Source organism: Rhodanobacter ginsengiterrae, from assembly GCF_050026815.1.
Taxonomy (GTDB): Bacteria; Pseudomonadota; Gammaproteobacteria; order Xanthomonadales; family Rhodanobacteraceae; genus Rhodanobacter; species Rhodanobacter ginsengiterrae.
In genome coordinates this window covers 46603-69350 of the sequence record NZ_JALBWO010000046.1, presented here as the reverse complement: position 1 = coordinate 69350, position 22748 = coordinate 46603, and the positions used below count along the sequence as shown (strand labels likewise).

22 protein-coding genes are annotated in these 22748 nt (G+C 65.2%); 19 read left to right on the top strand and 3 right to left on the bottom strand.

Annotated elements, in window-relative coordinates; genetic code table 11:
• Window positions 1-6: 6 nt before the first annotated feature.
• The 5 genes from ACQGNJ_RS04770 (at window position 7) to secF (ending at window position 5300) form a co-directional block, all read left to right on the top strand.
• Window positions 7-615 carry a flavin reductase family protein gene (locus tag ACQGNJ_RS04770; protein ID WP_426688093.1) on the top strand — a complete coding sequence of 203 codons (609 nt, stop codon included), beginning with the start codon at window positions 7-9 and terminating at the stop codon, window positions 613-615.
• An 80-nt stretch (window positions 616-695) separates the two neighbouring features.
• Window positions 696-1838 carry a tRNA guanosine(34) transglycosylase Tgt gene (tgt, locus tag ACQGNJ_RS04765; RefSeq protein WP_426688092.1) on the top strand — a complete coding sequence of 381 codons (1143 nt, stop codon included), beginning with the start codon at window positions 696-698 and terminating at the stop codon, window positions 1836-1838.
• Window positions 1839-2003: 165 nt separating this feature from the next.
• Window positions 2004-2336 (top strand): preprotein translocase subunit YajC, encoded by a 333-nt coding sequence (gene yajC / locus ACQGNJ_RS04760; protein WP_426688091.1) that lies wholly within the window; start codon window positions 2004-2006, stop codon window positions 2334-2336.
• A 108-nt stretch (window positions 2337-2444) separates the two neighbouring features.
• Entirely contained in the window at window positions 2445-4328 is a 1884-nt protein-coding gene (gene secD, locus ACQGNJ_RS04755) for a protein translocase subunit SecD (protein ID WP_426688090.1), read from the top strand.
• 9 nt (window positions 4329-4337) lie between these two features.
• On the top strand, window positions 4338-5300 hold the full coding sequence (secF, locus tag ACQGNJ_RS04750) for a protein translocase subunit SecF (protein WP_426688089.1): 963 nt from the start codon (window positions 4338-4340) through the stop codon (window positions 5298-5300).
• Window positions 5301-5518: 218 nt separating this feature from the next.
• On the opposite strand, the gene murU is transcribed toward secF, so the two are convergent.
• On the bottom strand, window positions 5519-6223 hold the full coding sequence (gene murU, locus ACQGNJ_RS04745) for an N-acetylmuramate alpha-1-phosphate uridylyltransferase MurU (protein WP_426688088.1): 705 nt from the start codon (window positions 6221-6223) through the stop codon (window positions 5519-5521).
• Window positions 6220-7233 (bottom strand): aminoglycoside phosphotransferase family protein, encoded by a 1014-nt coding sequence (locus ACQGNJ_RS04740; protein ID WP_426688087.1) that lies wholly within the window; start codon window positions 7231-7233, stop codon window positions 6220-6222. Before ACQGNJ_RS04740 ends, murU begins: the two co-directional genes overlap by 4 nt.
• A gap of 137 nt (window positions 7234-7370) precedes the next feature.
• Between ACQGNJ_RS04740 and ACQGNJ_RS04735 the strand changes: the two genes are divergently transcribed.
• The 14 genes from ACQGNJ_RS04735 (at window position 7371) to ACQGNJ_RS04670 (ending at window position 21576) form a co-directional block, all read left to right on the top strand.
• The gene (locus ACQGNJ_RS04735) at window positions 7371-7859 is read left to right on the top strand and encodes an SUF system Fe-S cluster assembly regulator (RefSeq protein WP_426688086.1); all 489 of its coding nucleotides are present in this window, start codon (window positions 7371-7373) and stop codon (window positions 7857-7859) included.
• A gap of 8 nt (window positions 7860-7867) precedes the next feature.
• Window positions 7868-9334: a Fe-S cluster assembly protein SufB gene (sufB, locus tag ACQGNJ_RS04730; RefSeq protein WP_426688085.1), complete on the top strand. Its 1467-nt coding sequence runs from the start codon at window positions 7868-7870 to the stop codon at window positions 9332-9334.
• Window positions 9335-9435: 101 nt separating this feature from the next.
• Window positions 9436-10188, top strand: a complete 753-nt coding sequence (sufC, locus tag ACQGNJ_RS04725; RefSeq protein ID WP_426688084.1) for a Fe-S cluster assembly ATPase SufC — start codon at window positions 9436-9438, stop codon at window positions 10186-10188.
• The gene (gene sufD / locus ACQGNJ_RS04720) at window positions 10185-11504 is read left to right on the top strand and encodes a Fe-S cluster assembly protein SufD (protein ID WP_426688083.1); all 1320 of its coding nucleotides are present in this window, start codon (window positions 10185-10187) and stop codon (window positions 11502-11504) included. Before sufC ends, sufD begins: the two co-directional genes overlap by 4 nt.
• A gap of 151 nt (window positions 11505-11655) precedes the next feature.
• On the top strand, window positions 11656-12900 hold the full coding sequence (locus ACQGNJ_RS04715) for a cysteine desulfurase (RefSeq protein ID WP_426688082.1): 1245 nt from the start codon (window positions 11656-11658) through the stop codon (window positions 12898-12900).
• Window positions 12901-12989: 89 nt separating this feature from the next.
• The gene (locus ACQGNJ_RS04710; RefSeq protein ID WP_426688081.1) at window positions 12990-13904 is read left to right on the top strand and encodes an acyltransferase; all 915 of its coding nucleotides are present in this window, start codon (window positions 12990-12992) and stop codon (window positions 13902-13904) included.
• Between the two features lies 1 nt (window position 13905).
• Window positions 13906-14844 carry a 2-dehydropantoate 2-reductase gene (panE, locus tag ACQGNJ_RS04705; RefSeq protein ID WP_426688080.1) on the top strand — a complete coding sequence of 313 codons (939 nt, stop codon included), beginning with the start codon at window positions 13906-13908 and terminating at the stop codon, window positions 14842-14844.
• A 59-nt stretch (window positions 14845-14903) separates the two neighbouring features.
• Window positions 14904-15452 (top strand): GNAT family N-acetyltransferase, encoded by a 549-nt coding sequence (locus ACQGNJ_RS04700; RefSeq protein ID WP_426688079.1) that lies wholly within the window; start codon window positions 14904-14906, stop codon window positions 15450-15452.
• Window positions 15449-15763 carry a non-heme iron oxygenase ferredoxin subunit gene (locus tag ACQGNJ_RS04695; RefSeq protein ID WP_426688078.1) on the top strand — a complete coding sequence of 105 codons (315 nt, stop codon included), beginning with the start codon at window positions 15449-15451 and terminating at the stop codon, window positions 15761-15763. The genes ACQGNJ_RS04700 and ACQGNJ_RS04695 overlap by 4 nt, the downstream gene beginning before the upstream one ends.
• A gap of 184 nt (window positions 15764-15947) precedes the next feature.
• Window positions 15948-16613, top strand: coding sequence for a response regulator (locus ACQGNJ_RS04690; protein WP_426688077.1), 666 nt, complete (start codon window positions 15948-15950; stop codon window positions 16611-16613).
• Complete coding sequence (locus ACQGNJ_RS04685; protein WP_426688076.1) at window positions 16610-18004, top strand: sensor histidine kinase; 1395 nt, start codon at window positions 16610-16612, stop codon at window positions 18002-18004. The genes ACQGNJ_RS04690 and ACQGNJ_RS04685 overlap by 4 nt, the downstream gene beginning before the upstream one ends.
• Before the next feature lie 286 nt (window positions 18005-18290).
• Window positions 18291-19037 carry a polysaccharide deacetylase family protein gene (locus tag ACQGNJ_RS04680; RefSeq protein ID WP_426688141.1) on the top strand — a complete coding sequence of 249 codons (747 nt, stop codon included), beginning with the start codon at window positions 18291-18293 and terminating at the stop codon, window positions 19035-19037.
• Window positions 19034-20170, top strand: coding sequence for a glycosyltransferase family 4 protein (locus ACQGNJ_RS04675; protein ID WP_426688075.1), 1137 nt, complete (start codon window positions 19034-19036; stop codon window positions 20168-20170). Before ACQGNJ_RS04680 ends, ACQGNJ_RS04675 begins: the two co-directional genes overlap by 4 nt.
• 146 nt (window positions 20171-20316) lie before the next feature.
• Window positions 20317-21576 carry a glycosyltransferase family 9 protein gene (locus tag ACQGNJ_RS04670; RefSeq protein ID WP_426688074.1) on the top strand — a complete coding sequence of 420 codons (1260 nt, stop codon included), beginning with the start codon at window positions 20317-20319 and terminating at the stop codon, window positions 21574-21576.
• A gap of 120 nt (window positions 21577-21696) precedes the next feature.
• Here the strand turns inward: ACQGNJ_RS04670 and ACQGNJ_RS04665 are convergent, their stop codons facing one another.
• Window positions 21697-22728, bottom strand: coding sequence for a YncE family protein (locus tag ACQGNJ_RS04665; RefSeq protein WP_426688073.1), 1032 nt, complete (start codon window positions 22726-22728; stop codon window positions 21697-21699).
• Window positions 22729-22748: the final 20 nt, after the last annotated feature.

Below are 22748 nucleotides of genomic sequence, written 5' to 3'. Positions count from 1 at the left end.
ACTTCCATGCAACTGGATTTCACCGGGCTCGATGCCGCCGAATCCTATCGATGGCTGTCTTCCACCGTGACGCCGCGGCCGATTGCGTGGGTCTCGACGATGTCCGCCACCGGCATCGCCAATCTGGCGCCCTTCAGCTTCTTCCAGGTGATCTGCGATGACCCGGCCACCTTGATGGTCAACGTCGGGCTGCACGCCGGCGACCGGGTCAAGGACACGGTTCGCAACGTACGTGAAACCGGCGAACTGGTTATTCACCTGGTCAGCCGCGCGGCGGCCGAGACGATGAACGCCACATCGGCCACGCTGGCGCATGACCAGAGCGAGTTCGAGCTGGCCGGGATTGCGACTGTGCCCGGCAGCCGGGTCAAGCCGCCGCGGATTGCCGATGCGGCGGTGGCCTTTGAATGCAAGCTGGCCGAGATCAAGCCGTACCCGGCTGAACATCCGCGCCAGTTCCTGATCTTCGCGAGGGTACTGCTCGGGCACATCGACGACGCAGTGATGGCGGACGATCGTCATGTTGATCCGGCCAGGCTCGATCTGGTCGGCCGACTCGGTGGCAGCCTGTACGCCACCACCCGTGATCGCTTCTCGATGAAGCGGCCGCGCTGAGTCGTCTGGCCTGGGCCATCCAGCCGGGCCCGGTTGCCTTGGCCGAGCCGAACGTTTGGCGTCCGGGTAAACTTGACCGGATGACCTCCATGACTTTCGCTCTCTCCGCTACCGATGGCGCTGCCCGTCGCGGCCGCCTCACCTTCGCCCGCGGCAGCATCGAGACGCCGGCGTTCATGCCGGTGGGCACCTACGGCTCGGTCAAGGCGATGACGCCGCGTGATGTGATCGACACCGGCGCCGAGATCATCCTGGGCAACACCTTCCACCTGTTCCTGCGGCCGGGGCTGGAGATCGTCGGGAAGTTCGGCGGGCTGCACAAGTTCATCGGCTGGGACAAGCCGATCCTCACCGACTCCGGTGGTTTCCAGGTGTTCTCGCTGGCGCACAAGCGCAAGATCACCGAGGGGGGCGTGACTTTCGCCTCGCCGGTGGACGGCTCCAAGGTGTTCCTGTCGCCTGAAGTGTCGATGCAGATCCAGAAGACGCTGGATTCGGATATCGCGATGATCTTCGACGAGTGCACGCCGTATCCGGCCAGCGAGAAGGTGGCGTCGGATTCGATGGAGCTGTCGCTGCGCTGGGCCGCACGCTCGCGCCAGGCCTTCGACGAGCTGCAACGCGCCGATTCAAAGCCGCCCAACTCGTTGTTCGGCATCGTGCAGGGCAGTGTCTACGAGGATCTGCGCCGGCGCTCTGCCGCGGGGCTGATCGACATCGGCTTCGACGGCTACGCGGTCGGCGGCCTGGCGGTGGGCGAGCCGGAGGCCGAGCGCAATCACGCGCTGGACTTCACCGTGCCGCTGCTGCCGGCTGACAAGCCGCGTTACCTGATGGGCGTGGGCCGGCCGGAGGACATCGTCGAGGCGGTACGTCGCGGCATCGACATGTTCGATTGCGTCATGCCGACCCGCAACGCGCGCAACGGCTTCCTGTTCACCGCCGAGGGCACCCTGCGCATCCGCAATGCCAAATACGCCAGCGACACCGGCGTGATCGAGGAAGGCTGCGACTGCTACAGCTGCAGCAACGGCTTCAGCCGGGCTTACCTGCGGCATCTTGACCGCTGCAACGAGATTCTCGGCAGCCAGCTGGCCACCATGCACAACCTGCGCTACTACCAGCGGTTGATGGCCAGCCTGCGTGAGGCGATCGCCGGTCGCACGCTGGAAGCGTTCGTCGCGGAGTTCTACGCCCGTCGCCAGGGCGCTGCGGTTGCCTGACAGTCCCGGGGGAGGGGTCAGGGTCATTTTTCGCTCGCGGAAAGTGACTCGGACCCCTTGCGGCCGCCGCCGTGCATGCTCCGGGGGTGCATGGCATAATCGGGAATCTTTTCTCAGGCGTTCTGTCGAAATCCTCGATGGCGCCATAACTTGCGAGACAAATCCATGAGTTTTCCGATCTCTCCCGTGCTCGCCCAGGCCGCGGCTCCGCAGCCCGCCGGTGGCGGGATGTCCATGATCATCATGATGGTGGTGCTGTTCGGCCTGATGTATTTCATGATGATCCGTCCGCAGGCGAAGCGGCAGAAGGAGCATCGCGCGCTGATTGCGGGCCTGGCCAAGGGTGACGAAGTAGTCACCAACGGCGGCATCGCCGGGCGGGTGGACGAAGTGGGCGAAACCTTCATCACCGTCGAGATTGCGGCCAACGTCAAGGTCAAGGTGCAGAAGGGCTCGGTGCAGCAGGTGCTGCCCAAGGGCTCGCTGAAATCCGTCTGAAGAAGTATCGGACGCCGCCAGGGGGCCTGGGCGGCGACTTGCGACGTGGCCATTCCCGATTGTTGCTACCGCCGCGGCCTGCTGCCGCGGCTTTGATGGATGCAAGGCATGAGTGATTTTCCTCGCTGGAAGTACGCGCTGGTTGCGCTGGTGATGTTGTTCGGCGTGATCTACGCGCTGCCAAACGCCTTCCCGCCGGTGCCGGCGGTACAGGTCACCGCGAACCGCGACGCGCCGCCGATCAATGCGGCCCTCCAGCAAAAGGTGGAGACGGGGCTGAAGGCGAAGAAGATCGCCGTCACCGACGTCTTCGTGGAAGGCGATCACCTGCTGGCCACCTTCGCCAACTCCGACGTGCAGAAGAGCGGCTCCGACGAGATCAAGGCGTTGCTGGGCGACGGCTACACCATCGCCTTCAAGCTGCAGTCCAACGTGCCGCACTGGCTCGGTGCGATTGGCGCCAGCTCGATGCCGCTGGGCCTGGATCTGCAGGGCGGCGTGCACTTCCTGATGCAGGTCGACCAGAAGGATGTCATCGAGAAGCAGGAAAACAGCTACGCCGACGACGTGCGCAGTCTGTTGCGGCAGAAGAACATTCGCTACGAGTCGGTCACCCGCAGCGCGGTCAATGGCCAGGGCATCTCGGTGATCCTGCGTTCGGCTGCCGACCGCCAGACCGCGTCCGACGCGATCGCCAATGAATACACCGACCTCAACGTATCCGACGGCGCCAGTACGGGTGACCGCTTCGCGCTGAAGGTGACGGTCAAGCCGGAAAAGCTGCGTGAGCTGGCGCGCGGTGCGATCACCCAGAACCTGGGCACGCTGCGCAACCGCATCAACGCGCTGGGCGTGTCCGAGCCGCTGATCCAGCAGCAGGGCGACAGCCGCATCGTGGTCGAGCTGGCCGGCGTGCAGGACCCGACCGAAGCGAAGAAACTGATCGGTGCGGTGGCCACCCTGCAGTACCGCCCCGGCATCGGCCAGCCGGGCGATGCGCGTGCGGTGGAAGCGGCGCGCACCGGCAACATCCCGCCGGATGCGAACCTGTATTACATGCGCGGCGACCATCGGCCGGTGCTGGTGAGCAAGCAGATCATCGTGACCGGCAACCAACTGGTGGACGCCTCGTCCGGTCTGGACCAGACCAGCGGCACGCCGAAGGTGGACGTGACCCTGAATGCCGCCGGCGCCCGCAAGATGGGCGACTTTACCAACGCCAATGTCGGCAAGCCGATGGCGGTGGTGTACGTGGAACAGGTCTACGAGACCAAGGTGATCGACGGCAAGGAAGTGCGCGTGCCGAAGGTGACCGAGACGGTGATCAACGACGCGACCATCCAGGGCGCCTTCAGCAAGCAGTTCCAGACCAGCGGCCTGGGCAGCGCGAAGGAAGCTTCCGACCTGGCCTTGCTGCTCAAGGGCGGCGCGCTGGCGGCGCCGATGGACATCGTTGCCGAGGGCGTGATCGGCGCCAGCCTGGGTCAGGACAATATCGACAAGGGCTTCATGGCAGTGATGCTCGGTCTGGCGCTGGTACTGCTGGCGGCAGCGATCTACTACAAGCTGTTCGGTCTGGTCGCGGATATCGCGCTGTTCTTCAACCTGGTGATCCTGGTGGCGGTGATGTCGCTGATCGGCGTCACCCTGACCATGCCCGGCGTGGCGGGTATCGTGCTGACCCTGGGCATGGCCATCGATGCGAACGTGCTGATCTGCGAACGCATACGCGAGGAATTGCGCAACGGTTCCAGTCCACACGCCTCGATCCGCGCCGGTTACGAGAAGGCCTGGTCGACCATTCTGGACGCCAACGTCACCCACCTGATCGCCGCACTGGCATTGACCACGATGGGCAGCGGCGCGATCAAGGGCTTCGGCGTGACGCTGATGATCGGCATCCTGACTTCGCTGTTCACCTCGGTGACGTTGACCCACGCGTTCACCGCGGCGATCCACGGCCACCGCAAGCTCAAGACGCTGTCGGTCTAAGGAATCACCATGGAAATTTTCAATCACGACAGCAACATCCACTTCCTGGGGATGCGCAAGTACACCATTGCGATCGCCATCTTCCTGATGATCGCTTCGATCGGCCTGATTGCGGTCAAGGGCCTCAACTACGGTCTGGATTTCACCGGTGGTGTCTCGATGACGGTCGACTACGACCAGTCAGTGGAAATCTCGGATGTCCGCGCAGCGCTGGAAAAGGGCGGGCTGGAGGGCGCGATGGTGCAGAGCCTCGGCGGTACGCGCGAGGTGTCCATCCGCATGCAGACCAAGGACGTGCCGGCTGCGGCCGATGCCGATGGCAAGGTCAACCTCGACCGGGTCGCCGCCAACGTCACCAAGGTGCTGCAGGCCTCACGGCCCGATGCGAAGCTGAAGAACCCCGAATTCATCAGTGCGGAAGTCGGCGCCGAATTGCGCAGTGACGGTACCGTGGCCGCGGTGTTCGTGATCCTCGGCATCATGGCCTACCTGTGGATCCGCTTCGAGCGCCGCTTCGCGATTGCCGCGGTGGCCACCGAAGTCCATGACGTGCTGGTGACCCTGGGCATCCTGGCGCTGGTGCAGCGCGAGTTCGACATGACCGTACTGGCCTCGGTGCTGGCGGTGATCGGCTACTCGATCAACGACAAGGTGGTGGTGTTCGACCGCATCCGCGAGCTGTTCCGACTGGCGCGCAAGGCCGAGCCGGAGGAGATCCTCAACCGCTCGATCAACAATACCTTGTCGCGAACCATCATCACCTCGCTGTTCACCGCGATCACCATGGGCGCGCTGTTCTTCTTCGGTGGCACCGCGGTGCACGGCTTCGCCGTCACCATGCTGATCGGCATCGTGGTCGGCACGCTGTCCTCGATCTTCGTGGCCAGTCCGATCCTGCTGTGGCTGGGCGTGTCGAAGAAGGACCTTATGCCGGTGACCAAGGAAAACCCCGAACTCGCCCGCCGTCCCTAAAGCAACCATCGCCCGCCAGGCGGGCGATTCTGCCTTCTCTTCCCCTGCAAGCAGGGACAAGACGGCAGGACTGCCGTCTTGAGCAGCTAGGCTGCCCGCAGGGCTGGTGCCATGGATGGCACCAGTTCAAGATGCCGCAGGGCAGATGGGGTCACTCCACGAAACGAAGACGGCCCGATATGGCCCGGGCGGCTTTTCCCGCATGATGCGAGCGATCCTCAGCCGTGCAGCCTGGTCTCCAGTTCGGCCAGGCGCTGCGGCGTGCCGACATCGGTCCACGCGCCGCGATGATGCGAGCCATCGATCTTTCCCTGCGAGATGGCCCTTTCCAGCAACGGCCGCAGCTTGAATCGCGGCGGCCCGGCATCGACGCCGGCCGCATGGCCGACAGCGTCGGCCCAGCCTGCCAGAAATTCGCGGCGGAACACGCCGATGCCGCTGTAGGTAAGCCGGGGCTCACCGTCATCGTGCAATCGGCCCTGGGCGTCCAGCCGGAAATCGCCTTGCTGATGATGCGCGGGGTTGTCTGTCAACAGCAGATGCGCGAGACCGCGCGGCGCAGCAGGCAGCAGGGCGAAATCGGCATCGCTCCACACATCGCCACTCACCACGAGGAACGGCTCACTGCCCAGCAGCGGCAATGCGTTCAGCATGCCGCCGCCGGTTTCCAGCGGCGTCGGGCCTTCATAGGCGTAGCGGATGCGTAGCCCCCAGCGTGAGCCATCGCCGAGCGTATCGGGGAATTGTTCGGCCAGGTGCGAGGTATTGATCACCACGTAACGCACGTCGGCCGCGGACAGCTTTTCCAGATGCCACACGATCAACGGTTTGCCACCCACGGGCAGCAGCGGCTTGGGTGTGTGATCGGTCAGCGGTCGCATGCGTTCGCCGAGACCGGCGGCGAAGATCAGTGCGTGCCTCATGCGGCCACCGGCAGGCGCAGATCGCGCGTACCCGCGCAGCGTTGCAGCAGCGACACGAAATCGGCCAGCTCGGGATAGCGTCCGGCCACGTCTACCACGTAGTCGTATACGCGCGGCAGGTCGTCGAGATAGCCGGACTTGCCGTCGCGGTAATACAGCCGGCAGAAGATGCCCAGTACCTTGACGTGCCGTTGCAGTCCGATCAGGTCGAACCAGCGCAGAAAGCGTTCGCGGCCCACCGTCAGGTCGATCAAGCCCGCATCAAGCAGGCGCAGGCGATGGGTTTCTGCCCACGCTTCGACCCGCTCCCGATCCCACACGATGTAGCAATCACGCAGCAACGAGGCGAGGTCGTAGGTGATCGGGCCGCGCAGGGCACCCTGGAAGTCGATGATGCCCGGGCTGTCGTGCGCGGTGATCAGCAGGTTGCGGCTGTGGTAGTCGCGATGCACGAAGCGGCATGGTTGTTCCAGCGCGCTCTTCAGCAGCACGGTGAACGCCGATTCCAGTACATCCCACTCCTCGCAGGTGGGCATGTGGCCAAGATGATGCTGCAGAAACCACTCAGGCATGATCTCCAGCTCGCGTTGCAGGAACGCGTGGTCGTATGGCGGCAGGCCGGTTGCATCCACGTCGCGCTGCATGCGCAGCAGCGCGTCCATCGCATCGCCGTACAAAGTGTCCACGGAGTCGTCGTTCAGCGCCGGCAGGTAGAGCTGCGCGCCCAGATCCTCGATCAGCAGGAAGCCCTGCTCGAGGTCATGCGCGCGCACCGCAGGCACGTGCAGTCCGGCGGTGGCCAGTTGCACGCCGATCCGCAGCCAGGGCGCGGGATCCTCCTGTGCCGGCGGCGAATCCATCACGATCCAGCTTTGCCCCGCATGATGGGTGCGCCAGTAGCTGCGGAAGCTGGCGTCAGCCGAAGCAGGTTCGAGCGTCAGTGATGCGTCGTCGAGGGCACGGCGGGTCCAGGCTAGGCGGCTGGCGGCGCGATCGGGGTTCAGGGTCATGGCGACAACGGGCAACGGAATGAACCCAGCTTAGCGAGCCGCTGCCGTCGTGACGAGCCGGTTCGCGGGGCGTGATTGACCGCGGGCCTCCTAATCAGTACCATTTTAGTCCCGATTCAAACCCCTCCGAGCGCCCCATGCTCCGCGTCAGCCGCCTGACCGATTACGCCACCGTGGTGATGACCTGCATCGCCGCGCACCCGACCGAGGTGCTGAGCACGGTGCAGATCGCCGATGAGACGCGACTGGAGCTGCCGACGGTGAGCAAACTGCTGAAGGCGCTCGGCCACGCATCGCTGGTCGAGTCCTTCCGCGGCGTCAATGGCGGTTACCGGCTGGCACGCGCGGCACACGATATTTCGCTGGTTGACATCGTCGAGGCGATCGAAGGTCCGATCGGCATGACCGAATGCAGCGTGGCCGACGGCCAATGCGATCGCGAAGCGCAGTGCGGCGTGCGTGGCAGCTGGCAACTGGTCAACAACGTGCTGGACAACGCGCTGCGCGCCGTCAGTCTGGCAGACATGTTGAAGCCACGACCTGCGCGACCGTCGGGACGCATCGCCACCGTTGCCGTCGGCGATATCGCGATGCCGGCCAGGTCCCGCCGGGTCACCACCGAATGAACGACATCATGAACGAGCAGAGCAGCACCGCCGCCACGTTGCGCGACAACGCGGCTGTCGCCGAGATTCTCGGTCGCAGCTACAGCGCCGGCTTCATCACCAAGATCGAGATGACCGGCCTGCCGCCAGGCCTCGACGAGGGCACCGTGCGCGCGATTTCCGCGGTCAAGGGCGAGCCCGACTGGATGACGCAATGGCGCCTGGAGGCTTTTCGTCACTGGCTGACCATGCCCAAGCCTGACTGGGCCAAGCTCAACATCGATCCGATCGACTATCAGGCGATCAGCTACTACGCCGCACCCAAGGTGCAGCCGAAATCGCTGGCCGAAGTCGATCCGGCCTTGCTGGAAACGTATGAGAAGCTGGGCATCCCGCTGCACGAGCGGGCTGCGCTGGCCGGCGTGGCGGTGGATGCGGTGTTCGACTCGGTCTCGGTCGGCACCACCTTCCGCAAGCAGCTGGCCGAGGCCGGCGTGCTGTTCTGCTCGATGAGCGAGGCGATCCGCGAATACCCGGACATCGTGCGCAAATACCTCGGCAGCGTGGTACCCACCGGCGACAATTTCTTCGCCGCGCTGAACTCGGCGGTGTTCTCCGATGGCAGCTTCGTATTCATTCCGAAAGGCGTGCGTTGCCCGATGGAGCTGAGCACTTACTTCCGCATCAATGCGCAGAATACTGGCCAGTTCGAGCGCACCCTGATTGTGGCCGAGGAGGGCAGTCATGTGTCCTACCTCGAAGGCTGCACCGCGCCCAAGCGCGACGAGAACCAGCTGCATGCGGCGGTGGTCGAGCTGGTAGCGCTGGAAAAGGCGCAGATCAAGTATTCGACCGTGCAGAACTGGTATCCGGGCGACGAGAACGGAGTCGGCGGCATCTACAACTTCGTGACCAAGCGCGGCGACTGCCGCGGCGACGATTCCAAGATCAGCTGGACCCAGGTGGAAACCGGTTCGGCGATCACCTGGAAATACCCTTCGGTGGTGCTGCGCGGCGACCGTTCGGTGGGTGAGTTCTATTCGGTGGCGCTGACCCATCACTTCCAGCAGGCCGATACCGGCACCAAGATGATTCATCTTGGCAGGCACACCAAGTCGAAGATCGTCTCCAAGGGCATCAGCGCCGGACGCAGCTCGAACAGCTACCGCGGTCTGGTGAAGATGGAGAAGGGTGCCGAGGGCGCGCGCAACCACACCCAGTGCGACAGCCTGTTGATCGGCAAGAAGTGCGGTGCACACACCTTCCCGTACATGGAAGTGAAGAACCCCACCGCGATCGTCGAGCACGAGGCCACCACCTCGAAGATCTCCGATGAGCAGATGTTCTATTGCCGCAGCCGCGGCATCAGCGAGGAAGACGCCGTGTCGATGATCGTCGACGGCTTCTGCAAGCAGGTGTTCCGCGAGCTGCCGATGGAATTCGCGGTGGAAGCGAAAAAGTTGCTTGAGGTGTCGCTGGAAGGCGCAGTGGGCTGACCGACAGCGGGATTCGAGACACGGGATTCGAGGCCCGCGAAAGCCTTCCCGTCGGCCTGATCCGAATCCCGAATCCCGAATATCAAATCCCGGATGCTGAAATGCTGAAAATCGAAAATCTCCATGCCCGCGTCGAGGGCAAGGAAATCCTCAAGGGGCTCAGCCTCACCGTCAACGCGGGCGAAGTGCACGCGATCATGGGGCCGAATGGCGCCGGCAAGTCGACGCTGGGCAACGTGCTCTCCGGTCGAGAGGGCTACGAAGTGACGGCGGGAACGGTGAGCTACAACGGCATCGATCTGTTGGCGCTCGAACCAGAAGCGCGCGCGGCGGCTGGCGTGTTCCTGGCGTTCCAGTATCCGGTGGAGATTCCCGGCGTCAACAACACCTACTTCCTGCGCGCCGCACTCAATGCGCAGCGCAAGCAGCGCGGCGAGCAGGCGTTGGATTCGATGCAGTTCCTCAAGCTGGTGCGCGAGAAGCTGAAGGTGATGCAGATCTCAGACGAGCTGCTGCATCGCGCCGTCAACGAGGGTTTCTCCGGTGGCGAGAAGAAGCGCAACGAGATCTTCCAGATGGCCGTGCTGGAGCCGCAGCTGGCGATCCTCGACGAGACCGATTCGGGCCTGGACATCGATGCGCTGAAGCAGGTCGCGCAGGGCGTCAACACGCTGCGTTCGTCCGAGCGTGCGTTCCTGATGATCACCCACTACCAGCGTCTGCTCGATTATGTGGTGCCGGATTTCGTGCATGTGCTGGCCGATGGCCGCATCGTCGAGAGCGGCGACAAGTCGCTGGCGCTGCGGCTGGAGGAGCACGGTTACGCCGGCATCAGGCCCGGAGCGGTGGCATGAGCCCGCCTGCCGCGCTGCCGTTGGTCGAGTCGCTGCTCGATGCGCCGCTGCCGGTCAGCGGGATCGCGTGGCTGGATGCGGCCAGGCAGGCCAGTCGTGACACGTTCGCGGCCATCGGCTTGCCCGACACGCGGGTCGAGGCGTGGAAGTACACCGCGCTGCGCGGACTGGCTCAGCGCCGCTTCGCGCAGGGTGATGCGGGTGCTCCGAACCGCGTCATCGATGCCGCAGCGCTGGCCTTGCCCGGCATCGCCGGCCCGCGACTGGTCTTCATCAACGGCGTGTTTCGTGCCGACCTTTCCCGGCTGGAAGCCCTGCCCGACGGACTGTTCCTGCAGCCGCTTTCGCAGGTGCTGCAGGACGATGCCGAGCCGTTGCGCTTTGGCTGGTCGCGCGCGGCTTCCACCGCGCAGGCGCGCGACGCCGGTGAAGCGTTCGCGCGGATCAACGCGGCCAGCGCCTCCGACGGCATGGTGCTGCGGGTGGCCGCCAACGCGACGATCCGCCAGCCGGTGCAGCTGGTCTTCGTCGGTACCGAGGGTGACGCGGAACTGGCCTGGCACGCGCGCAACCTGATCGAGCTGGGCGAGGGTGCTTCCGTCACCCTGATTGAACAGCACATCGGCAGCGGTGGGCAGGCACAACTGGCCACCTTCGTCGGCGACATCGAGGTGCGCGAGGGCGCGAAGCTTCACCACGCCACGCTGCAGAATGCCTCGCCCGCGGCGAACCTCATTCGTCACAGCCATCTGCGCCTGCATGCGCGCAGCGAAGCGACCCTGCACGTGGTCGAGCTGGGTGGCGCGCTGGTGCGTCACGACCTGCAGGTCGAGTTGATCGGCGACGAGGCGAAGCTGCACACGCGCGGCGTGTTCATGCCGCACGGTCGCCAGCATATCGATACCCAGCTGGCGATCCGCCATCAGGCGTTGAACACCGCGTCCAGTTCGAACTGGCGCGGCGTGGCCAACGACCGCGCACGCGGCGTGTTCCGAGGCGCCATCGTGGTGGCACCCGGCGCCGATGGCAGCGATGCCAGCCTCAGCAACAAGAACCTGCTGCTGTCGCCGGGCGCCGAGATCGACACCAAGCCGGAGCTGGAGATCTACGCTGACGAGGTGCAGGCCGCGCACGGCGCCACCGTCGGCCAGCTCGACGAGCGCTCGCTGTTCTACCTGCGCTCGCGTGGCATTCCGCTGGCCGAAGCGCGGGCATTGCTGACCGCCGCGTTCTGCCGCGCGGTGCTGGACGACCTGCCGAACGGGGAGTTGCGCGAGCATCTGTCTGCCATGCTGGTCGCGCAATTGCCAGCCTGACTCTTGTCGCCTTCCCCTGCTTGCCCCAAGGGACTTCCTTCGGTCGCAGGGGGAGGCTGGTAGGGGTGAAGCTTTTGACTTTCCGATCAAGAGCGACCCCACCCCAACCCTCCCCTGCAGGCAGGGGAGGGAACCAAACTTGGAAACTTCAATGAACCCGCCAGCCAGCACCCCCACCGTCTTCGACGTCCAGCGCATCCGCGCGGACTTCCCGCTGCTGGCGCGCACGGTGCACGGCAAGCCGCTGGTGTACTTCGACAACGCCAACACCAGCCAGAAACCGTTGTCGGTGATCGAGGCGATGAATACCCACTATCGCGAGCACAACGCCAATGTGTCGCGCGCGGTGCATCAGCTGGGCGAGGAAGCCACGGCCGCCTACGAAGGCGCGCGCGACAAGCTGGCGCGCTTCATCAATGCGCCTTCGCGCGACGAACTGGTGCTGACTTCCGGCACCACCCAGGCGACCAATCTGGTCGCCTACAGCTTCGCCTTGCCGCGACTGGAGGCGGGCGACGCGATCCTTACCACGGTGATGGAACACCATGCCAACATCGTGCCGTGGCAGCTGGTCGCCCAACGCAGCGGTGCCACGGTCAAGGCCGCGCCGATCGACGCGCGCGGCGAACTGATCGTCGAGCAATACATCGCCATGCTGACGCCGGAGGTGAAGCTGGCCTGCGTCACCCACGTCTCCAACGTGCTGGGCACGGTCAACCCGGTACGCGAGATCGCGCGCGAGTGCAGCCGGCGCGGCATTCCGCTGCTGGTCGACGGCTCGCAGGCGGTGCCGCACCGGCCGGTCGACGTGCAGGCGCTGGGCTGCGACTTCTACGCGCTCACCGGGCACAAGATGCTCGGCCCCACCGGCACCGGCGCGCTGTGGGCCAAGCGCGAACACCTGGAGGCGATGCCGCCGTTCTTCGGTGGCGGCGAGATGATCCGCGAAGTGCGCTTCGACGGCACCACGTTCGCGGCGCCCCCGCACAAGTTCGAAGCCGGCACGCCGAACATCGCCGGCTTCGTCGGGCTGGGCGCGGCGATCGACTATTACGAATCGGTGGGTTTCGCGGCGATCCATGCCTGGGAGCAGCAACTGCTGCATTACGCCACCGAGCGCCTGCGTCAGATCCCCGGCCTGCGCATCGTCGGCGAGGCGGCGGAGAAGGAGGCGGTGATCTCGTTCCTGATCGAGGGCGCCCAGTCCACCGACCTGGCCACCTTGCTCGATCTGCAGGGCGTGGCGGTGCGTTCCGGGCATCACTGCGCGCATCCGCTGATGCAATTCTTCGGGGTGCCGTCCACCTTGCGGGCGTCGCTGGCGTTCTACAACACGCGTGAGGAGGTCGACGCCTTCATCGTGGCCCTGCTCAAGGTGCGCAAGCTGCTGATGTGAAGCCGGCAGCCGCTTCGTGCGCGGCGAGCATGGCTCTTCGGGCCTGCGCAAGGCATCATGGTCGCCAGCTTCCGTAGCGTAACCTGCCCATGTTCGCCTCCCTCCCTGCCGTGTTGCGCATCCCGCTGGCGATGCTGCTGCTCCTGCTGAATATCCTGATCCATGTGCTGCCGCTGTTCGCGCTGGCGCTGCTCAAGGTGGTCGTACCATTGACCGGCGTGCGGCGCATGCTTTCGCGCGTGCTGGTCGGCATCGCGGAAAGCTGGATCGGCGTCAACAACGCCCTGTTCAACCTCTTCACGCGCATCCAGTGGCAGGTCGACGGGCTGCAGGGTCTGCGCCGCGACGGCAACTACCTGGTGCTGTGCAACCACCAGAGCTGGGTGGACATCCCGGTGTTGCAGAAGGTGTTCAACCGGCGCATTCCGTTTCTGCGTTTCTTCCTCAAGCAGGAGTTGATCTGGGTGCCCTTGCTGGGTCCGGCATGGTGGGCGCTGGATTTCCCGTTCATGAAGCGCTACTCGCGGCAGACCCTGCTGCGGCATCCCGAACTGCAGGGCAAGGATCGCGAAGCGACCCGGCGTGCCTGCGAGAAATTCCGCCACATGCCGGTGTCGGTGATGAATTTCGCCGAAGGCACACGCTTCACCCGGGCCAAGCACGATGGGCAGTCCTCACCGTACCGTTACCTGCTGCGGCCGAAGGCCGGCGGCGTGGCCTTCGTGCTCGATGCGATGGGCCAGGCGCTGCACGCGGTGGTCGACGTCACCATTGTTTATCCGGAAGGTCCCTGCACCTTGATGGACCTGATCGCCGGCCGCGTGCACGACATCCGCGTGCACGTGCGCGAGCGCCCGATCGATGCCGGGCTGATCGGCAGCTACGACGATGACGCGGCGTTTCGCGGCCGCGTCAAGGCGTGGATGAATACCTTGTGGAGCGACAAGGACGCGCAGGCTGCAAGCATGCACCGGGCGGCGGAAGCCGCACCGACGGGAGACTGAGATGCGCATACTGATCGTGGGTGCCGGCGCCACCGGCGGCTATTTCGGCGGGCGCCTGTTGCAGCACGGACGTGACGTGACCTTCCTGGTGCGTGAAAGGCGCGCGCAGCAGCTGGCGCAACATGGGCTGGTCATCCGCAGCAGCGCCGGCGGCAACGCCGAGCTGGCCGCACCGCCGACCCTGCTGGCCAGTGAGCTGCGCGAGCGGTTCGACCTGATCGTGCTCAGCTGCAAGGCGTATGCACTGGAGCAGGCGATCATCGACATCGCGCCGGCGGTGGGCCCGCAGACCGCGATCCTGCCAGTGCTCAACGGCATGCGGCAGCTGGATCTGCTGGACCAGGCCTTCGGGTCGCAGCATGTGCTGGGCGGCCAGTGCGTGATTTCCGCCACGCTCGATGCACAGGGGGTGGTGCAACATCTCAACCAGCTGCACAGCATTACCTTCGGCGAGCGCGACGGCAGCGCATCGCCGCGGATGCAGGCGATCACCCAGGCGTTTGCCGACGCCGGCTTCGATGCGCGTCCCAGCCACGCCGTGGTACAGGACATGTGGGACAAGTGGATATTCCTGGCCACGCTGGCCGGCATCACCTGCCTGCTGCGTGGTTCGATCGGCGAGATCGTGGCTGCACCCGGTGGGCGCGCGGCCGTACTCGCCCTGCTGGAGGAATGCCGGGCGGTGGCGGAACGGGCCGGGCATGCGCCGGACGAACGCGTGCTGGCCCGCGCCCGCGCCATCCTGGGCGAAGCCGGTTCGCCGCTGGCCGCCTCGATGCTGCGCGATCTGCAGCACGGTTATCCGATCGAGGCCGATCACGTCATCGGCGACATGCTGGCGCGTGCCGGGCGCAACACCGACGAATCTTCGCTGCTGGCCGTCGTCTACGCCCATCTGAAAATCTACGAAGCCGGCCGCGAGGGCGGCCTGCGGGCCTGACCACCCGTGACTGCCCCAGATCATGGTGGCATCGGCACGCAACCCATTAAGATTCGCGCATGACCGAACAAGCTCCCCCACTTTTCCGCCGCGCCACCGTCGCCGATGTCGACGCCATCGTGGCGCTGGTCGAATCCGCCTATCGTGGCGAGTCCGGCCGGCGTGGCTGGACCACCGAATCGCACCTGCTCGATGGCCAGCGCACCGACGCGGCCGACGTCCGCTCGTTGATCGAACGCCCCGGCAGCTGCGTGTTGCTGGCTGAAACCGGCGCGCGATTGCTGGCCAGCTGCCATGTGGAACAGCGCGATGGCAACGGCTACTTCGGCATGTTCGCGGTCGATCCCGTGCAGCAGGGCGGCGGCCTGGGCAAGCAGGTGCTGGCCCAGGCCGAACGCATCGCCCGCGAGGAATGGCACTGCGGCGGCATGCGCATGACCGTCATCGTGCAGCGCGAGGAGCTGATCGCCTGGTACGGTCGACGCGGTTACCGCCGCACCGGCGAATACCAGCCGTTCCCTTACGGCGATGAGCGTTTCGGCATCCCCCGTCGCGATGACCTGCGCTTCGAAGTGCTGCGCAAGGATTTCGGCGAGGTGGCGGCATGAGCGACTGGGTGAAAGTCGGCACGCGCAGCGAGTTCCTGCCGGGCGAATACAAGGTGGTATGGGACGGCGACACGCCGATCGCGGTGTACAACATCGACGGCGCGCTGTACGCGGTGGAAGACACCTGCACCCACGACGGCGGCGATCTTGCCGGCGGCGAGGTGTTCGGCTTCGAGGTGGAATGCCCGCGCCACGGCGCGCGGTTCGACCTGCGCACCGGCGCGGTGACCAAACCGCCCGCGTATGAGCCGATCGCCAGCTTCCCGGTGCGCGAGGCAGACGGCGTCATCTGGACCCGCGACGACCGCTGATATCCTGTCGGTCGCCTTGTCACGGCCCTTGTTGATGCCGACCGCGGCGCGCATCCAGAGCGAGGGTTCGACCGCCCCACCTGCTTCACCCAAGCATTTCGCAAGCCACTTGCCGCATAGTCACGGCAAGATCGGGTGCCGTACAGCACAGCCTGGTATCGAGTCGCGGCGCGAAGGAGGTCGGGTGCACATCATCCTGGTGGAGGACGACCTGCAATTGGGCGCGGCGATCCAGCGTGCGCTGGAACGCCTGGCTTACACGGTCAGCTGGCTGCGCAACGGCCGCGAAGCCCTGATCGCCCTGCGTGACGAGACGGCCGATCTGGTGCTGCTTGATCTGGGCCTGCCCGGCATGGACGGGCTTGAGGTATTGGTCGAGGCACGCCGTGCGCATGTAACCACGCCGATTATCGTGATGACCGCGCGCGATGGCCTGCAGGCGCGCGTGCATGGGCTGGATGCCGGCGCGGATGACTATCTGATCAAGCCGTTCCACCTGGACGAGCTGTGCGCGAGGATTCGTTCGTTGGGTCGGCGCGCGCAGGGGCTGGCGGTCAATCGTATCGAAGTCGGCGCGCTGGCGCTCGACCTGGGCACCTCGCAGGTGGCCTTTCGTGGCGAGGCGATCGAACTGACCCGGCGCGAATTTGCGCTGCTGCAGATTCTGATGGAGCGCGCCGGCAAGCTGGTGCGCCGCGAAAGCCTGGTCAACTCGCTGTATGGTCTGGACAACGTGGTCGGCGACAATGCCCTGGAGGTGCTGGTGCATACGCTGCGCAGGAAGCTCAGTTATGACACCGTGCGTACGGTGCGCGGATTCGGCTACATGATTCCGCGGGAGGTTGAATGATCCGGTCGAGCCTGCGTGGCCGGCTGCGCTGGTTGATCATCCTGGTGATGATCGCGGTGTTGCTGCCGCTGGCGGTGCTCAGCTTCCGGCGCACCATGCAGGAGGTCAATGAGCTGTCCGATGGAAGACTGGCGCAGTCCGCCCGCACGCTGCAGGTCATCATCGGCCAGGAAGGAACCGAAGCGCTGGACGGTCGCGATCAGGACGACAGGCTGGTACCGATCGAAGTGCCGGAAGCGCCGGCCGTGCAGCGAGGCCGGTACTCGTTCGAGTCCGAAGTCGGTTTTCAGGTGTTCGACGCCTCTGGCCGGTTGATCATGGCCACCACCAATCTCTCCGCGTTGCCGCCGCCCCGGGCCGGCGATGCGAATTTTCGGGACATCGACGCCAGCGGATATCGCTGGCGTCTGTTCACCCTCAAGGACCGGCCTGATGGCGTGGTGATCCGCACCGGTGAACGCTACGACAGCCGTCACGACATCCTGCGGGCGCTGTGGTTCGACCATGCCCTGTCCTTGCTGATCGGCCTGCCGCTGCTGGGCTTGCTGGTGGGGTGGGCGGTCAAGCGCGGACTGCGTCCGCTGGAATCGCTGGCCGAGGCGCTGGGCTCGCGCCCGCTGGGCAGCCGCCAGCCGATCGAGCTGGAACACGCGCCGCTGGAATTACGGCCCGTACTCGACGCACTGAACGGACAACTGCAACGTCTGGCCGATGCGCTGGAACGCGAGCACCGCTTCAGTGCCGATGTCGCGCATGAGCTGCGTACGCCGCTGGCCTCGATCATGCTGAACATCGAAAGCGCCAATGCCACCCGCGATTCCGCGGAAGCCGCCACCAGTCTGGCCGGTGCGCGGCACAACGTGGCCGCGCTGGCCCGGCGGGTCGAACAGCTGCTGGCCCTGGCCCGGCTGGAATCCGGCGTGGCTTCGGAACAGTGTCGTTCGATCGACCTGGTCGGCGTGGCCATCGGCGTGATCGAGGAGTTGACGCCGGTCATCGCCGAGAGCGGCGCGGAGCTGGGCTTCACTCACGACAACCAGGCGATCTGGGTACGCGGTCACGAGGCGGCACTCGGAGCCTTGCTGCGCAATCTCATCGAGAACGCCATGCGTCACGTGCCGGCGGGCGGCCAGGTGCAACTGTCGCTGTCGCAAGACGCGCAGTTCACCATCATCGATGTGGCCGACGATGGACCGGGTATCCCGCCGGAACGGCGTGCCGCGGTGTTTGCCCGCTTCCATCGCGAGCCGACCGGTCACGTCGAAGGCTACGGCCTGGGCCTGTCGATCGTGCAGCGCGCCGCCGAGTTGCATGGCGCCAGCATCGAATTGCTCGATTCGCCGTTCGGCCGCGGATTGCGGGTGAAGGTGAGCATTCCGTACACCGGCTGAAATGCCTGCGTGAGCATCGTCTTGGCGCTTTCCATGGCGCAGGCCGTGGACGCGCGATCTACTCACTCTGTAAGCACCGTGAAAGCCGGGCGAGCCGAAAATGCCGACGCGGGCTGCGTCCGGAAAAAGTGCTGCGAGAGGCTGGTTGGTTTGTCCTGTTCCCGAATGAGACCGGTGGCGCCCAGGTCGCCGCGAGCGCGGCAGCGTGGAACGGGGTGACCCGATGCTCGTCAATATCCCGTTCGCTCAGTCGCTCGCCACCAACATGGCCGTCTCGGATGCAGGCATGAACCAGCGCAAGAAAGTGGGCGACAAAGCCATACCCATCCTCATGTATCACAACATTGCGCCAGTGCCGACCGGTCTGCACGTCTATCGCAGCCTGTATGTGAATCCCGGAAAATTCGCGCGGCAAATGTGGCTGCTTCAGCGGCTTGGCTACAAGGGGTTGTCGATGTCGGCTGCGATGCCGTACCTGCGCGGAGAGCGTCGGGGTCGCGTGGTCGCCATCACGCTCGACGACGGCTATGTCGACAATCTCGACGCGGCGCTTCCGGTATTGCAGCAGTTCGGTTTCAGCGCCACGACCTATGTGGTCAGCGGCAGCATCGGTCGTTTCAACGGATGGGATGCGGAGCGGCTGGGCATCAGGAAGCCACTGATGTCGGTTGCCCAATTGCAACGCTGGAATGATGCCGGCATGGAAGTCGGTGCCCATACCCGCACGCATCCGCGTCTGACTCACTGCACCGATGCCGCGCTGCAAGACGAGATTCATGGCAGCAAGACAGAGCTGGAGAATCGCCTGGGCAGGGCGGTAACGCAGTTTTGCTATCCCTATGGTGATGTTGATGATCGTGTGGCCGCTGCCGTGCGGACCGCCGGCTACGAGGCCGCCACCAGCACCCATCGCGGTCGCGCGGTGGCCGGTGCCGACCTGTGGCAACTGCCCCGGGTTCAGGTCGCGCGGCATCATCTGCTGCCCCAGTTTGCTGCACGCGTACTGACGCGCTATGAGGATCGTCGCGCATGAAGTTCCTGCTGGTCGGCACAAATCCCGAGAAGAGCGGGGCGGCAACCCACTTCGTCGCGCTGGCGCAGGCATTGGTTGAGGCAGGCCATGAGGTCAGCGTGGCGACCTCGCCGGCCGGACTGATTGAACAGGAACTGGCTCATGCCGATGTTCACCTGTACCGGGCGACGTTCCGAAATGCGCTGGATCTGCGCGGTTACGTCAAGGTGCTCGCCGCGGCGAGGCAAGCTGGCCCGGATTGGTTGATAGGCAATTTCGGCAAGGAATACTGGCCCTTGATCGTCATTGGACGGTTGCTGCGAATACCCGTCGCGCTGTTCCGCCATCGTGTTCCACCGATGAAGCGGCTATCGGGCTATCTGTTGCCACGTCTGGCGCAACGCTTCTTCGCCGTCTCGAACTATGCGCGGCAATCCTATCTTGAGCGCGGCGTGCCGCCGCAGCGCGTCCAATTGCTCTACAACCCGGTGAACATGGCATTGTGCCAACGCGACGCCGGGACGCGCAGCGATATCTTGCGCACGTTGGGCATTGCCGATGACGCCATCGTGCTTGGCTACTGCGGTCGCATCCACCACGGCAAGGGAATCTTCCCCTTGTTTGAAGCCGTCACGGCGGCCATGGAGCAGCAGCCCAGGCTGCATTGCCTCTGGCTGGGTTCCGGTCCGGATGCGCAGACGCTGATGGATCGGGCTGCCGCCCTTGCTGGCGGAGACCGCCACCATTTTCCTGGCTGGATCAACAACATCCATCCCTACTACAGCGCGATGTCGATGCTGGCTTTCCCTTCCATCGCTGCGGAGACGTTCGGGCGCACCTCGGTGGAGGCGCAGGCGGCCGGCATCCCGGTGCTGGTGAGCAACGTTGGCGGCGCCCCTGAAACCTTGAAACCGGGCGTTACTGGCTTGCTGCTGCCCGCTGGGGATGTCGATGCGTGGCGCACTGCGATCCTCGAGATGTGCGATGCGGCCCGTCGACTGCCGATGGGCGTGGCTGCGCAGGAATATGTGCGCGAGCACTTCAGCATGAGCGTCATTGCCGCTGAGTTCGTCAGGACGCTGGGCGCCGCGGCGCCTGTGCAAGCGAGGAAGAGTGGCATCCGTCGAGCCACTTCGCGCCGGCACCTCAAGTGACCGGACTGAGCCCCGTCGGTTCCCGCCAGGCCGCTTGCGCGCCTCATCGCGCCTTCCCGTGGAATCTTCGCTGAGCACCGTGGTGGTCGCATGGCTGCTCGCCGTGGGGTGGCGTTCCCGCTGTGTCGTCGCAAGGGCAACCGGCGGTGCCTGCGGCCGGCCGATTAACCGGATGCTTACGGATCAGTAAGCGTCCTGAAAGCGACGGGCGCCATGCTGTTGTCATGAGCATCCTCGACAGCCTCCGTTCTCTCGTCGCCGCGCCGCTGCCGGCTGCCGACTACCGGAAAGCGTCCGTTTCATGGGATGCGCGGGGACGTGCCTGGGCCGCGTCGATCCTGCGCCGCCGGTTCCGTCGGGTCGGTCACGCCTTGTGCGAACCTGGCGGTTTGCCGCAAGCCGGCATTCACCGGGTGCTGGTGTGCCGGCCCAACCACCGGCTCGGCAACAGCGTGCTGATCAGCCCGCTGATTGCGGAAATCGAGGCGCTCTACCCGGGTGCCGAAATCGACATTCTGGGCAGCTACGCGACCGACTGCCTGTATGCCCACCGATTCAGCGTCCGCACCGTGTTCGTGCTGCCGGGGAAGATCGCCCGCCATCTGTGGCTGTCGGCGGGCGTGCTGCGGGCACTGCGACGATCCCGTTACGACCTGGCCATCGATGCCTGCAACGGATCGCAGTCCGGTCGCATCGTGCTGGCGCTGGCGCAGGCCCGGTACAAGCTGGGATTTCCCGACCCGAAGTTGAATCCCGCCTCCGCGTGGTTCGCGCTGACCTGGCCCGATCATCTGGCGCATCGCAGTGTGTTCCTGCTGCGTCAGGCTTGTGGCCGCGCGTCGCGACCGGACTATCCACCACTCAATCTCGATCTGACGCCCGATGAAAAGCGCGAGGCGGCCGAGGTCCTGGCAAGGCTGTGCGGGGGCTCGCGCGAACAGTGCGGGGCAACGCTGGCGATCTTCCCCAATGCGACCGGCGCCAAGTGCTACGGCGAAGACTGGTGGCAGAGCTTCGTGGATACCTTCCAGTCGCTGTGCCCGCAGGTGCGCTTGATTGATCTGCTGGCGGCCCATGGCCGCTCGCAACTGGGCTCGCGACTGACGCCGTACTATTCGCGCAATTTGCGCCGGATGGCGGCCATGACCGCCTGCATGGATGGCGTCATCAGCGCCGACTGCGGCGTCATGCATCTGGCCGCCGCCAGCGGCACCCCCACGCTGGGGCTGTTTTCGGTCACCGATCCGGCCAAGTACGCCCCCTATGGCGGCGCCAATGCCGCGCTGGATACGCGCGGGATGGATGCCGTGAGCGTGGCGACGGCGGCTGCGCAATGGTGCAGCAGCATGTTGTCGGTGCGAGCGAATGCCGACAGAGTCTCGACTTTGCTCGATCCGGCAAAATGAGTACTGCTGGCCATGGCATGGCCCATCTCACGCATGGCGTGAGTGGGTTCCATGAACTCTCTGCGTTGGATCTGGATCAGCAAGTCCGGCCCAGTCAGTCCGCGCCATGGGTCGCGGTGATCAGTGTCGCCCCACCGTCAGAATGCCGAAGCTGTCTGGCACGATCGCGTGGCGGCCATTGGGCTGCAGCGCGGTATCGAAACGCGCGGCAGAGAGATAGAGCCGATGCAGCTTCGGATCCAGTGCCAGCGTGCGCGCGCTGACCTGACTGGGGATCGTGGCGCTCACCTGGTAGTGATCGGCATCGTCCTGGTGCACCGCGGTAATCGTGCCGCTTTCGCCGTTGGAGCTGTAGATCATCGACTCGGCGTCATCGAACACCACCGCGTCGGGACCTTCACCGATCGGCACGCTGGCGACCTGGTGGCCGTCGAGCGCATCGGTGACAGCCATCACCTTGTTGTCGCACACCGAAAACAGACGGTGATGCCGGGTGTCGATGGCCAGCCCACTGGGCGACTGGCACGGCGCCAGCGGCCATACGTGCAACACCTTGTTGCTGCCAGTATCGATCTCGACCAGCTCGGACTTGTCCTCGATGTTGTTGTAGATGTGGCCGGCACCGTCGGACACCGCGAACTCGGGCTTGCCGGGAAGGCCGATCGTGGCGATCACCGCACCCTTGGCCGGGTCGATCACGCTGGCCGAGTGGCTCTTGCCGTTGAAGGTCAGCACATGATGCGAGGGCTGGTCATAGACGATCGCGTCGGGCTTTTCGCCGGTGCCGCTGATGGTGGCCAGGGTCTTGAAGGTGGTCAGATCGAATTCGGTCACCGACGCGCTCTTGCCGTTGCTGGTGAAGCCGCGCTGCAGATCGTCGGCGATCGCGATGCCGTGTACACCCTGGGTATCGGCGATCGTGCCCACCTGACGGTGGTGATCGACATCGATCACCAGCACGCGATCGCCGCGGCTGACGAACAGCAGCCGATGCGGCGCGTCGAAACTGAGGTAGTCCCAGCCACCCGGGCCACCCAGCGGCAGGGTCGACAGCAGCCGCGGTGCCGCGCTGGGTGATGCGGCGGTGGCGGCCATGGGGATGGCCAGCAGCAACAATGAGGCGGGCAGGAGGGAACTTAGCAGTCTTTGCATGGCGGTCACCTTGGAGGAAG

What these genes read in the sequence shown, in the direction of transcription:
- murU (WP_426688088.1), bottom strand. Translation starts at nt 6,223, where the DNA reads ATGAGGCACGCACTGATCTTCGCCGCCGGTCTCGGCGAACGCATGCGA.
- ACQGNJ_RS04695 (WP_426688078.1), top strand. Translation starts at nt 15,449, where the DNA reads ATGAGCGACTGGGTGAAAGTCGGCACGCGCAGCGAGTTCCTGCCGGGC.
- ACQGNJ_RS04700 (WP_426688079.1), top strand. Translation starts at nt 14,904, where the DNA reads ATGACCGAACAAGCTCCCCCACTTTTCCGCCGCGCCACCGTCGCCGAT.
- sufD (WP_426688083.1), top strand. Translation starts at nt 10,185, where the DNA reads ATGAGCCCGCCTGCCGCGCTGCCGTTGGTCGAGTCGCTGCTCGATGCG.
- ACQGNJ_RS04735 (WP_426688086.1), top strand. Translation starts at nt 7,371, where the DNA reads ATGCTCCGCGTCAGCCGCCTGACCGATTACGCCACCGTGGTGATGACC.
- panE (WP_426688080.1), top strand. Translation starts at nt 13,906, where the DNA reads ATGCGCATACTGATCGTGGGTGCCGGCGCCACCGGCGGCTATTTCGGC.
- sufB (WP_426688085.1), top strand. Translation starts at nt 7,868, where the DNA reads ATGAACGAGCAGAGCAGCACCGCCGCCACGTTGCGCGACAACGCGGCT.
- yajC (WP_426688091.1), top strand. Translation starts at nt 2,004, where the DNA reads ATGAGTTTTCCGATCTCTCCCGTGCTCGCCCAGGCCGCGGCTCCGCAG.
- ACQGNJ_RS04770 (WP_426688093.1), top strand. Translation starts at nt 7, where the DNA reads ATGCAACTGGATTTCACCGGGCTCGATGCCGCCGAATCCTATCGATGG.
- tgt (WP_426688092.1), top strand. Translation starts at nt 696, where the DNA reads ATGACCTCCATGACTTTCGCTCTCTCCGCTACCGATGGCGCTGCCCGT.
- secF (WP_426688089.1), top strand. Translation starts at nt 4,338, where the DNA reads ATGGAAATTTTCAATCACGACAGCAACATCCACTTCCTGGGGATGCGC.
- ACQGNJ_RS04680 (WP_426688141.1), top strand. Translation starts at nt 18,291, where the DNA reads ATGAACCAGCGCAAGAAAGTGGGCGACAAAGCCATACCCATCCTCATG.
- secD (WP_426688090.1), top strand. Translation starts at nt 2,445, where the DNA reads ATGAGTGATTTTCCTCGCTGGAAGTACGCGCTGGTTGCGCTGGTGATG.
- ACQGNJ_RS04740 (WP_426688087.1), bottom strand. Translation starts at nt 7,233, where the DNA reads ATGACCCTGAACCCCGATCGCGCCGCCAGCCGCCTAGCCTGGACCCGC.
- sufC (WP_426688084.1), top strand. Translation starts at nt 9,436, where the DNA reads ATGCTGAAAATCGAAAATCTCCATGCCCGCGTCGAGGGCAAGGAAATC.
- ACQGNJ_RS04710 (WP_426688081.1), top strand. Translation starts at nt 12,990, where the DNA reads ATGTTCGCCTCCCTCCCTGCCGTGTTGCGCATCCCGCTGGCGATGCTG.
- ACQGNJ_RS04675 (WP_426688075.1), top strand. Translation starts at nt 19,034, where the DNA reads ATGAAGTTCCTGCTGGTCGGCACAAATCCCGAGAAGAGCGGGGCGGCA.
- ACQGNJ_RS04665 (WP_426688073.1), bottom strand. Translation starts at nt 22,728, where the DNA reads ATGCAAAGACTGCTAAGTTCCCTCCTGCCCGCCTCATTGTTGCTGCTG.
- ACQGNJ_RS04685 (WP_426688076.1), top strand. Translation starts at nt 16,610, where the DNA reads ATGATCCGGTCGAGCCTGCGTGGCCGGCTGCGCTGGTTGATCATCCTG.
- ACQGNJ_RS04715 (WP_426688082.1), top strand. Translation starts at nt 11,656, where the DNA reads ATGAACCCGCCAGCCAGCACCCCCACCGTCTTCGACGTCCAGCGCATC.